Source organism: Flavobacterium sp. UW10123 (assembly GCF_040538975.1).
GTDB lineage: Bacteria > Bacteroidota > Bacteroidia > Flavobacteriales > Flavobacteriaceae > Flavobacterium.
This window is the reverse complement of sequence record NZ_JBEWQE010000013.1, coordinates 189,079-198,798: the sequence shown is the minus strand read 5'-3', so window position 1 is coordinate 198,798 and position 9,720 is coordinate 189,079. Positions and strand designations below refer to the sequence as shown.

At 29.9% G+C, this 9,720-nt stretch carries 10 protein-coding genes and 1 rRNA gene; 9 read left to right on the top strand and 2 right to left on the bottom strand.

The window, feature by feature from the left end:
* The 4 genes from rrf to ABXT06_RS16620 form a co-directional block, all read left to right on the top strand.
* Positions 1-87, top strand: a 5S ribosomal RNA gene (gene rrf / locus ABXT06_RS16635); the annotation flags it as partial.
* A 318-nt stretch (positions 88-405) separates the two neighbouring features.
* Positions 406-969: a Crp/Fnr family transcriptional regulator gene (locus ABXT06_RS16630; protein WP_354591735.1), complete on the top strand. Its 564-nt coding sequence runs from the start codon at positions 406-408 to the stop codon at positions 967-969.
* Positions 970-1,032: 63 nt separating this feature from the next.
* On the top strand, positions 1,033-1,806 hold the full coding sequence (gene lpxA, locus ABXT06_RS16625) for an acyl-ACP--UDP-N-acetylglucosamine O-acyltransferase (RefSeq protein WP_354591734.1): 774 nt from the start codon (positions 1,033-1,035) through the stop codon (positions 1,804-1,806).
* A 44-nt stretch (positions 1,807-1,850) separates the two neighbouring features.
* The gene (locus tag ABXT06_RS16620) at positions 1,851-2,444 is read left to right on the top strand and encodes a YdeI/OmpD-associated family protein (RefSeq protein ID WP_354591733.1); all 594 of its coding nucleotides are present in this window, start codon (positions 1,851-1,853) and stop codon (positions 2,442-2,444) included.
* A gap of 62 nt (positions 2,445-2,506) precedes the next feature.
* On the opposite strand, the gene ABXT06_RS16615 is transcribed toward ABXT06_RS16620, so the two are convergent.
* On the bottom strand, positions 2,507-3,397 hold the full coding sequence (locus ABXT06_RS16615; protein ID WP_354591732.1) for a DMT family transporter: 891 nt from the start codon (positions 3,395-3,397) through the stop codon (positions 2,507-2,509).
* A gap of 345 nt (positions 3,398-3,742) precedes the next feature.
* On the opposite strand from ABXT06_RS16615, the gene ABXT06_RS16610 reads away from it, so the two are divergent.
* On the top strand, positions 3,743-4,843 hold the full coding sequence (locus tag ABXT06_RS16610) for an acyltransferase family protein (protein WP_354591731.1): 1,101 nt from the start codon (positions 3,743-3,745) through the stop codon (positions 4,841-4,843).
* 121 nt (positions 4,844-4,964) lie between these two features.
* The gene (locus ABXT06_RS16605; protein WP_354591730.1) at positions 4,965-6,335 is read left to right on the top strand and encodes a hypothetical protein; all 1,371 of its coding nucleotides are present in this window, start codon (positions 4,965-4,967) and stop codon (positions 6,333-6,335) included.
* A gap of 110 nt (positions 6,336-6,445) precedes the next feature.
* Here ABXT06_RS16605 and ABXT06_RS16600 read toward each other — a convergent pair whose 3' ends face one another.
* A complete protein-coding gene (locus ABXT06_RS16600; RefSeq protein ID WP_354591729.1) occupies positions 6,446-7,009 on the bottom strand; it encodes an adenylate kinase family protein in 564 nt (187 codons plus the stop codon).
* 234 nt (positions 7,010-7,243) lie between these two features.
* On the opposite strand from ABXT06_RS16600, the gene ABXT06_RS16595 reads away from it, so the two are divergent.
* The 3 genes from ABXT06_RS16595 (at position 7,244) to ABXT06_RS16585 (ending at position 9,699) form a co-directional block, all read left to right on the top strand.
* Complete coding sequence (locus tag ABXT06_RS16595) at positions 7,244-8,302, top strand: hypothetical protein (protein WP_354591728.1); 1,059 nt, start codon at positions 7,244-7,246, stop codon at positions 8,300-8,302.
* A 175-nt stretch (positions 8,303-8,477) separates the two neighbouring features.
* Entirely contained in the window at positions 8,478-8,876 is a 399-nt protein-coding gene (locus tag ABXT06_RS16590; RefSeq protein ID WP_354591727.1) for a MerR family transcriptional regulator, read from the top strand.
* Positions 8,877-8,991: 115 nt separating this feature from the next.
* Positions 8,992-9,699 carry a DUF6090 family protein gene (locus tag ABXT06_RS16585; protein ID WP_354591726.1) on the top strand — a complete coding sequence of 236 codons (708 nt, stop codon included), beginning with the start codon at positions 8,992-8,994 and terminating at the stop codon, positions 9,697-9,699.
* The last annotated feature ends 21 nt before the right edge of the window (positions 9,700-9,720 follow it).

Below are 9,720 nucleotides of genomic sequence, written 5' to 3'. Positions count from 1 at the left end.
TCACCTCTTCCCATCCCGAACAGAGAAGTTAAGCCCGCCTGCGCAGATGGTACTGCAGCATTGTGGGAGAGTATGTCGTCGCCTTTCTTTTGAAAACCCTATCCAATCTGGATAGGGTTTTCTGTTTTTTAGAACTTTCTAAAAAATCCCTCCCGATCTGCCTGGAGGGATTTTCTGGTTTATATAAGCTTTTTGAAAAAAGCCATAAGGATAAAACTGTTTCTTAGTGAAGTTATTTTTTGTGTTCTAATTGTGTTGGTTTTATTTGTAAAGCCCAATGATCAACTTTTTATTATTAGGGCTTTAAAATTCTTATAATAGATTTAAAATAATGGTTTCTTAATGTAGTATAGCTTTTATCTAAATTTCGTTTTAAATTTGATTTATAATGACATTAAAAAATAGATGGAAGAGCTAATTCAAATTATAAAAAGTTTTCAAGCATTGGATTTTGAAACAGAGCTTGCTATTAAAAGAAGTTTTATCGAGGAAACTTTTAGAAAGGGTGAATTTCTTGTTGAAGAAGGCAAAGTTTGCAGTAAAATCTATTTTATAAAATCTGGTGCGGTTAGAAGGTTTTGTATTGAAGATGGTGTAGAAGTTACCAAATGGATTTATACTGATAATCAATTTGTAACTTCAATGAGCAGTTTTTTTGAGCAAAAGCCATCTTATGAGAATTTTCAAACTTGCGAAGAAACAATTGTATATTCTCTGTCTTATTCAGATGAGCAGGTTTTATTAGAATATCCGTTATTTGTAAAGTTTCACATTAAGCAACTTCGATATTATCTTTCTAATATAAATGAATTTAATCATTTATTTCGATTAATGACTGCAGAGAAAAAGTACTTATTCCTTTTAGAATCATTTCCTCAAATTATTAAAAAGGCCAAATTGAAGCACATTGCATCATTAATCGGCGTAAGTCAAGAAACTTTAAGTAGGATCCGGGCAGCGATTATTTGATGTTACATCAATAAAAAGTTTTCAGAGTTTTTCAATTTTTGTATCTAATTAAAGATTTAAAAATTGAAAAATACTTTTATAGACAAGAATGCCATACTTGGAAATAACATTCTTCTTGGGAATAATGTAGTTATTGAGCAAGATGTCGTAATTGGCAATAATACGGAGATAGGAAATAATGTGACTATTTTGAGTGGATCCAGGATTGGAGAGAGTTGTCAGATTTATTCGAATGTTGTTTTGGGTGGTATTCCTCAAGATTTAAAATATAAAGGAGAATATACGTTTCTGGAAATCGGCGATAATAATATAATCAGAGAATTTGTAACGATTAATAAAGGAACAATTTCTAAAGGCAAAACAAGTATTGGTAATTCTAATCTCATTATGTCAAATGCTCATATTGGACATGATTGTGTAATAGGTAATAATTCTATTATAGGATTTAGTGTTGGAATGGCTGGTGAAGTAATTGTTGAAGATTGGGTCAATATAAGCGGGTTAACCGCAATTCATCAATTTTCTGTTATTGGCGAACATGCTATGGTTAGTGGTTTAAGTCGTGTGGTAAAGGATATTCCTCCATATGTAGTTGCTGCACACGAGCCCTTAAGATTTGCAGGATTGAATACTGTTGGTTTAAAAAGAAGAGGATTTGATTCTAGAAAGATTGATGTGCTGCAGTCTATTTACAGGGTTTTATTTCAAGAAAGGAGAAATACAAAATTTGCTCTGGAAATAATTAATGAAAAATTTGAGAAAACTGTAGAACGAGACAAGATTTTAAATTTTGTTCGCCAATCTAAAAGAGGAATTATCAAAGGTGTTGAATTTTGAATATAAAAAAAAGACTAAATTTATATAGTAATAATTAATTCGTCATGACAAAATATAGTACAAATCCTAAAGTTGATTTTTATTTTGAAAAAGCTGAAAAATGGAAAGCGGAAATCGAGCAAATGAGAGAAATTGTTTTAGACTGTCATTTATCTGAAGAATTAAAATGGGGATCTCCTTGTTATACTTTCGAAAAAGCTAATATTGTATTAATTCATTATTTCAAAGAATATTGCGCTTTTTTGTTTTTTAAAGGTGCGTTAATGAAAGATACTGATGGTATTTTGATTCAGCAGTCAGATAATGTGCAGGCGGCTCGCCAAATTCGATTTACGAATGTTCAAGATATTTTAGCTAAAAAAGAAATTTTGAAGAAGTATATTTTCGAAGCTGCAGAAATTGAAAAGTCAGGGCAAAAAGTTGAACTGAAAAAAGTTTCTGATTTTGAGATTGCAGAAGAGCTTCAGCAAAAATTTGATTCAGATGCTGATTTTAAAAAAGCTTTTTATGCTTTAACTTCTGGAAGACAGCGTGCTTATCTGCTTCATTTTTCTCAGCCGAAACAATCTAAAACGAGAGAGGCTCGAGTAGAAAAAAATATTCCAAGAATTTTAGATGGAAAAGGATTGAATGATTAAAAAACTACAATTTAGAAAGAAAAACTCCTTTTAGATAAAAGGAGTTTTTTGTTTTTATAGATCTAAGAAACTGGCTGTTCAAAGGTGTTCTTCTTGCGAATAGAAATTATGGATTGAAATAAAACAGACGTCATAACCAAACTTATTCCGATATAAAAAGAAAAATTAACTGATTGTCCTTCATTAAAAAATAAAAAAGCTAGTATTATCGAATAAATTGGCTCTAAGTTGAAGGTTAAATTTATGGTAAACGCTGGAATTTTTTTTAGGGATTCTGCAAACATTACATAAAGGGCCACTGTACAGCATGAAGCTAAAATGAACAAATAGAAAACGTCTTGTAGGTTAGGAATGAAAGTCTTCTCTGGAAAATTGTAAAAATAGAATGGCAAAGCGATTCCTAATACTATTGTTCCGCCAAGCATTTGATAAAAATTAATCAGTTTGCTGTCATAAGATTGCACCAACCTTTCGTTATAAATGGTATACAGCGCAGCAAATGCAGAAGAAATTACTCCAAGTAGAATTCCAAGCTGATAGGAAGAATCAAAATGAAAAATAAGACTTATTCCTGATAAGGTCAGCATGCTTAATAAGATCTGAACCAAATTGAATCTTTTTCTGTTGAGAATGGGTTCAAAAAAAGCAGTAAAAAAACTCGTCAAACAATAGCATACAACGCCAATTGAGATATTAGAATATGTAATGCTGGCATAGAAAAAAATCCAGTGAATAGTAATTAATACTCCAGCTTTAGAAATTTTTACTGCTTCAGAAAATGATTGCAGCATTTTCAAGTTGTATATTTTTAGAATAAAAAATAAAATAATAGAAGCAAATAAAACTCTGTACCAAACTAGAGTGATTTCGTTAAGAGAAATAAGTTTTCCGAAAACGCCAGTAAAACCAGCAAGTAAAACTGCAGTATGCAGTATCAAATAAGATTTTTTCATAAGAAGTTGTCTATCCTTTTTTGGAGGATATATTTTAAATATTAATAATGTGATTGAGGTAAAGACACAAGAAATCGGACTGAAGGTTCAGTCAAGTGTCAATACTAAAGAATTGCATTAATATTTATGGAGGAGGAAGACAACCTTTAAAACTCATGATTAAATTTGATTTAGAGCAAAATTAGGAAAAAAGTATTCTTCTAAAAAGTGTAAAAAGTTATTTAAATGTGAAACTTCAAACATTTTAACAGTTGAATTGAATAAATCTGATTTTGATTTGAATATTTATTTGTAGAACTTGCAACGTTACCAAATCACCTAATTTATTAAGTATACTACAATCTAATGAGTACAAGCCAATCGACTACAGCAGTTCTTGAAACAAAACAACATTTTGAAATTTTAGACGGATTAAGAGGCATCGCAGCTTTTGCCGTTGTTGTGTTTCATTTTATGGAATGGATTTTTACCGATCCTAGTCAAAATTTTATTGGACACGGTTTTTTAGCCGTCGATTTTTTCTTTTGTCTTTCTGGATTTGTAATTGGATATGCCTATGACGATCGAATTGCAAAAATGGGACTTCGCAATTTTTTTATATCAAGAATTATAAGGTTGCATCCACTAGTAATTGCTGGTTCAATATTAGGACTGTTGGCTTTTTTGTTTGATCCATTTGGCGGACATTTGGAATTATATAATGCAGGAAAAATTATCTTGACATTTATCTGTTCTATATTTCTTATTCCGTTTCCAGTTATTGCAGATCGTGGTTTTAATTTATTTAGTTTTAATGCACCGGCATGGTCACTGTTTTGGGAATATATTGCCAATATTGTTTACGCATTTGTGCTTTATAGAATTGGCAGAAGCTTTTTATTCGTGCTAACTGTATTATCTGCAATTGCAATTTGTTATGTCGGATACAATTCTGGCAATTTATTAGGAGGTTGGAGTGGTCCAACTTTTTGGGACGGCTGTGCTAGAATATCATATTCCTTTTTAGCTGGATTACTAATTTACAGATCTAATTGGGTTATAAAAAACAAACTTGGTTTTGGCGGACTGACCTTTTTATTACTATTGGCTTTCATTATGCCATTTTCAGAATACAATTGGCTTTCTGAACCTTTGGTAGTATTGTTGTATTTTCCGTTGTTGATTTCTTTGGGAGCAGGAGCAGTCTTAAAACCTGGGTTAAAAAAAGCCTGCATTTTTTCCGGAAAAATATCTTACCCATTGTACATGACACATTACGCAGTTTTATGGATGTTCGGAAATTATTATACCAACTATAAGCCAGATACAACGCAATTAACTTTAATTGTAGTGACTTCTGTGGTTTTACTTGTTGCTTTTGCCTATTTGGTAATGGTATTATATGATATTCCGTTTAGAAATTATTTGAATAATAAAAGAAAGAAAAGCTTAGCGACAAATTTTTAAGTATAATTTTCAAGTTCTTTTTTTGATTGTGTTAATAACAATAATAGAATTAATAAACATAGTATATTAGCTTTATAATCTTACAAATGTTTTAATAACTTAAAAATAAGTCAACTTGAAAATGAATAGTATAATAAAGTATTTGTTTCTCTTTTTAGCTGTACACACATTTGGGCAAAATCCCTCTTTTAAAATTAAGTATTCGGAACAGTTGGCTGTTTTTGTTTTTCTAGAAAATTTATCTGAGTATTATCCAGATAATGTTTTTAAGACAGAATTTCAAAACTCAAAATACAATACGGAGAAATACAAAAGGATTATTTCAAAATTTGATCAATTGTCTATTTCTTATAGTTTTCGATTTGAAGATTTTCCGTACGGCTCAAAGAAAACTATGCAGACACAAGATGTTTTGAAAAAGCATTTGATTGAAACAGATAATCTAAGTGATTTCAAACTTCGTGTTGCAGGAATGCTTCCCAATAAAACTCTTAGCGATTTGGGAGAATGTATTTCAGAGTTTACATCGATTTACAATGAGCTGATTTATAATCCAAACAAGGAAAAGTTCGAAAAACAGCTTGATGAAATTAAAAAATACTCTACAGAACATCAGATTGAAAATTATTTTAAAATGGGATTATTATTTTATAATTCTAGCTGGGATAACTCCATTCCGTTTGAAGCTGCTTTTTATCCGCTGCCCAATTCAAAAGGATTTACTGCTTCTGCATTTTGCAATAATTTCGTTAGCGCCATTCAAACCGATTTAAAATCGCATAAAGATTTGTTTAGTGTTATGATGCACGAAACCTATCATATTGTTTATGATGAACAATCGCTTGAAGTCAAAAAAGAAATCGACACTTATTTTAAGGAAAACAAATCAAAGTGCAGTAATTATGCTTATCAATTAATGAATGAAGTTCTGGCAACTGTACTTGGAAATGGATATGTTTACGAAAAATTGGACGGCAAAGTTGATGAAGGAGAATGGTACAACAACAAGTACATCAATTTAATGGCAAAACAGATTTATCCGTTAGCCAAAGAATATATCGATCAAAAGAAGCCGATTGATAGAAATTTTATAAATCAGTATATTCAACTTTACGAAACAAATTTTCCAGATTGGATAAATGAACTAAACAACATCATGACATATCGTTATGTGATTACTGAAAACGAAAAAGATTTTAATGTAATAAATAAAATGTTTCGTTATCGATCTAGAACAGAATATGAAGATCAAATTACAGAAAGCAGCATTGAAAAAATGAAGCAGACGCCATTGACTAAAATGGTGATAATTTCAAAAGATAGTAAAGAAAAAATAAAGCTTTTAAAAGATAAGTTTAAAGAACTGAAAAACTGGAAAGCAAATCCTGATAAAGAATTTGCAGATAAAATTTTCTTAGACGATAAAAGTCAATTGATAATTGTAAATCAGAAGAAAACAGATTTGGAAACATTAATCAAAACAATAAAATAAGAATTTAATAGATTTTATTTGTGTTTCAAAATGCAAAAAAAAAAACTCCAAAGTCACTTGATTTTGGAGTTTTTTAGTAACGTTATTTATGAAATAAAAGCTAACTCTTTTTACAAATTATCCTTAATTCGTTTTGTTATTTCTTCAATTGTACCCATTCCGTCAAAAGTTAAAACTTTAATTTTTGACTTCATATATTCTATTGCTGGTCTGGTTGAACTTTCAAAAACATCAATTCTTTTAAGATGAATATTGGCATCTTTATCATCTTTTCTGTTAGAAGTTTCGGCTCTTTTTTGTGCTCTTTTTAAAAGTTCTTCTTTTGGAACATCAATATTAATTACTTTTCCAATTTCTAGATTTTTAGATTTAACGAGTTCCAACAAATCATTTACCTGTGGCTCAGTTCTTGGATAACCGTCTAAAATGATTCCTTTTGCAGCGATATTTTCATCCAATATTTTGCTGAAAAGATCTTTCATTATAGAATCAGGAACCAAATCTCCTTTTTCTTCATATTGAGACATTATTTTTCCAATTTCCGTTTCATTTTGTTTTTCCAAACGGCATCTGTCTCCCGTCGAAATATGCTCAAAATGAAGTTCATCTTTTAAAATTTCGCATTGTGTGCCCTTGCCAGAATATGGAGTGCCTGTTATTATTAATATTTCCATTTTATATGTACAGTTTTTTAATTCTTAAAGTTATGAATGATTTATTCTAACTTGGCAGGAATTGTAAATTTACAAGAAAAATACTGGCTTTCCGGATACATGCAATAAATCCATAAAAGAAGAATTGAAAAACAATTCATCTCTTGGAAATGACAATTCGGTCAATAAAAATTGAATGTTCTGTCGAATAAAAATATTTTTACATCAAAATCAAAACAACCATAATCCATAACCATGAAGAAAATTTTAAAATTTATCAAGATCACGTTTATTAGCCTTTTGAGTATTATTTTACTTTTTATGGCCTATTTATATATCAGCAATAAATTATTTTTAGAATCGAAAAACGATAATAATGTAAAGTATTTGGCAGAAAACAATGTTCAGATTGGAGCTTCTATCGACGAAAAGTTGTTTGATGAAGATTTTTATAAGTCACAAGTTTTTTTACTAGGAGAGATTCATGGTTATGCAGATAATCAGAAAATAGATCAAGAAATGCTTTTTTTCTTGAATAAAAAAGAGGGAGTCAAATATTATATTGCCGAAATGGATAGTTTGACAGCTAAAAAGTTAAATGCTTTTTTGTTTCTTAGAGATGAAAAAAATAAAGCGCTTTTGAGAGAGGTTGTGGAATCAATTAAGAAAAGAATTCCGCAGCAGTCAAGCCAAGAATTATTTGATAAATGGAGCGCTGTTCATGATTACAACCAGAATTTGGCTGATTCTCTAAAAATTACAGTAATCGGAATCGATAAAAATTTTGATGATGAATCGAAAGGTTCTAGAGACGAAGCGATGGTTGCTAATTTTAAAAATTCGATTAAAAAAATGCATATCGAAAATGAAAAGTTTTATGGGCTTTTCGGATTTTTTCATACGCTACAAAAGAAAACAGAATCGGGTAGAGCAACTTTTGCTGCAGGATTAAAAGATTCGGGAGTAAAAGTGACAAGTTTTGTAAGTTATACTATTGATAGCGAAATGTATCTTCCAAAAAATCCTCAATTTCCAACTCCTGAAGATGAAAAAGTAGACTGGATGAATGCAGACGGACCATTAATGCTGGTAAAAGGAATTAATGATTTGAAAGAATTAAGCAAACCAGAATCAATCACACTTTTTAAACTGAACTCGAAAAATTCGCCTTATCTAAAATCACAAAACTTAATAACAGTAAAATCTAGAGCTTTTGGAGAAAATATTGTGCCTCTAAAAGATGCTTCTGCAACTGATTATTTTCAATATGTGTTTTTGCTGAGAAATTCTAAAGCGTTGACTAAATTGAAATAAAGTTTTCTCTCTAACTTTAAATAAAAAAACTCCATTAGAAATAATGGAGTTTTTTTATTTAAAATCTCATTTCTCATGTTTTAAAATTTTAAAAGTAAAAACAATTAGTATATTTGCAACTTGTAAGTATAGACTATACTCTATGCTTTATTGTTTTTAACCAAAAATAAAAACTATGCTTGTAAACGAATTATCAAAAAAAACAGGATTGTCAATTCATACGATCAGATATTACGAAAATTTAGGAATGATCAAGGGAATGACTGATGAAAATGTGACTTCTAATAATTATAAACATTACGATGCTAATACTATTGAGCGTCTAGAAATCATTATAGAAGCGAGAGAAGTCGGGTTTACTTTGGCAGAAATAAAGAAAATATTAATTAGCTGGTTCGAGACAACAGATTCGAAACCAGAAACATTGGAGCTTTTTCAAGCCAAAATAAAAGAGATTGATGATAAAATGAGATATTTTAAGCAAACTAAGAGTCTTCTTGAAAAAGTATGCGAGAAAATACAAAATGCTAATGACTGGTCATTAAAATTGAAAAATGTAAAGAAAGCTTTTTAAGAAATTAAAGAGCTTTTTTACAAATAGTCTTATATTCGCTTTTGAACTGATAAAATTTAAAAACGTACTAAAATAAGCTACAAATAACAACCAGATAAAATTACAAGAATAAATTATGCAAGAAGAAATATCGAAACATTCAAAAAAAATTTATAAAACTGTGAAAAATTCAGAACACACATTGGGAGAGAAAGTAAAAGAAATCATTATAGAAATATTCATAATCGTTTTTGCTGTAACGCTTTCAATATGGCTTCATGGTTGGAGCGAGCATAGACACCAACAAGAAGAAGTAGCTGTGTTTCTTGCTAATTTGAAGAATGATTTAAAGAATGATATGGCAAGTATCGACAGAGAGATACATGCGTACCAAAAGACAAACGCACAATACGAAAAAATTTTAGCATTAACGACTTCTCAACTTGACAGTATTTATAAAGCTAAAAGCAAAGTTAATTTCCCAATTCATTCACATGGGCAAACATTGACTGTAGGTAATTATGAAAGTTTTAAATCAAGTGGTAAACTTGGTTACATTGAAGACGAAAAATTAAAACAGAAAATCTTAAACTATTACCAAATATTTGTACCGGCTGCTAATGAAGTTGATAAAATGTACACTGAATTTTTGTTTAAGTGTTTTGATAAAGAAATAGAAAATGCAGATAAACCGGAAAAAGAATTATACTCTGATCCAAAATATAAAAAGACACTCGCGTATCTTGTTAAATTGGGTAACAATAATATAAGGGTTTATAAAGAAAATACAAAACCGCTCGCAGTTGAACTTATTAAAGAAATTGAAAAAGAGCTGAATAGATAAAAAGAAAAACTCCATTAGAAA

Excerpts from the sequence above, each read along its gene's own strand:
- ABXT06_RS16600 (WP_354591729.1), bottom strand. The coding sequence starts at position 7,009 with ATGGAAATATTAATAATAACAGGCACTCCATATTCTGGCAAGGGCACA.
- ABXT06_RS16595 (WP_354591728.1), top strand. The coding sequence starts at position 7,244 with ATGAAGAAAATTTTAAAATTTATCAAGATCACGTTTATTAGCCTTTTG.
- ABXT06_RS16610 (WP_354591731.1), top strand. The coding sequence starts at position 3,743 with ATGAGTACAAGCCAATCGACTACAGCAGTTCTTGAAACAAAACAACAT.
- ABXT06_RS16605 (WP_354591730.1), top strand. The coding sequence starts at position 4,965 with ATGAATAGTATAATAAAGTATTTGTTTCTCTTTTTAGCTGTACACACA.
- ABXT06_RS16590 (WP_354591727.1), top strand. The coding sequence starts at position 8,478 with ATGCTTGTAAACGAATTATCAAAAAAAACAGGATTGTCAATTCATACG.
- ABXT06_RS16630 (WP_354591735.1), top strand. The coding sequence starts at position 406 with ATGGAAGAGCTAATTCAAATTATAAAAAGTTTTCAAGCATTGGATTTT.
- ABXT06_RS16615 (WP_354591732.1), bottom strand. The coding sequence starts at position 3,397 with ATGAAAAAATCTTATTTGATACTGCATACTGCAGTTTTACTTGCTGGT.
- ABXT06_RS16620 (WP_354591733.1), top strand. The coding sequence starts at position 1,851 with ATGACAAAATATAGTACAAATCCTAAAGTTGATTTTTATTTTGAAAAA.
- ABXT06_RS16585 (WP_354591726.1), top strand. The coding sequence starts at position 8,992 with ATGCAAGAAGAAATATCGAAACATTCAAAAAAAATTTATAAAACTGTG.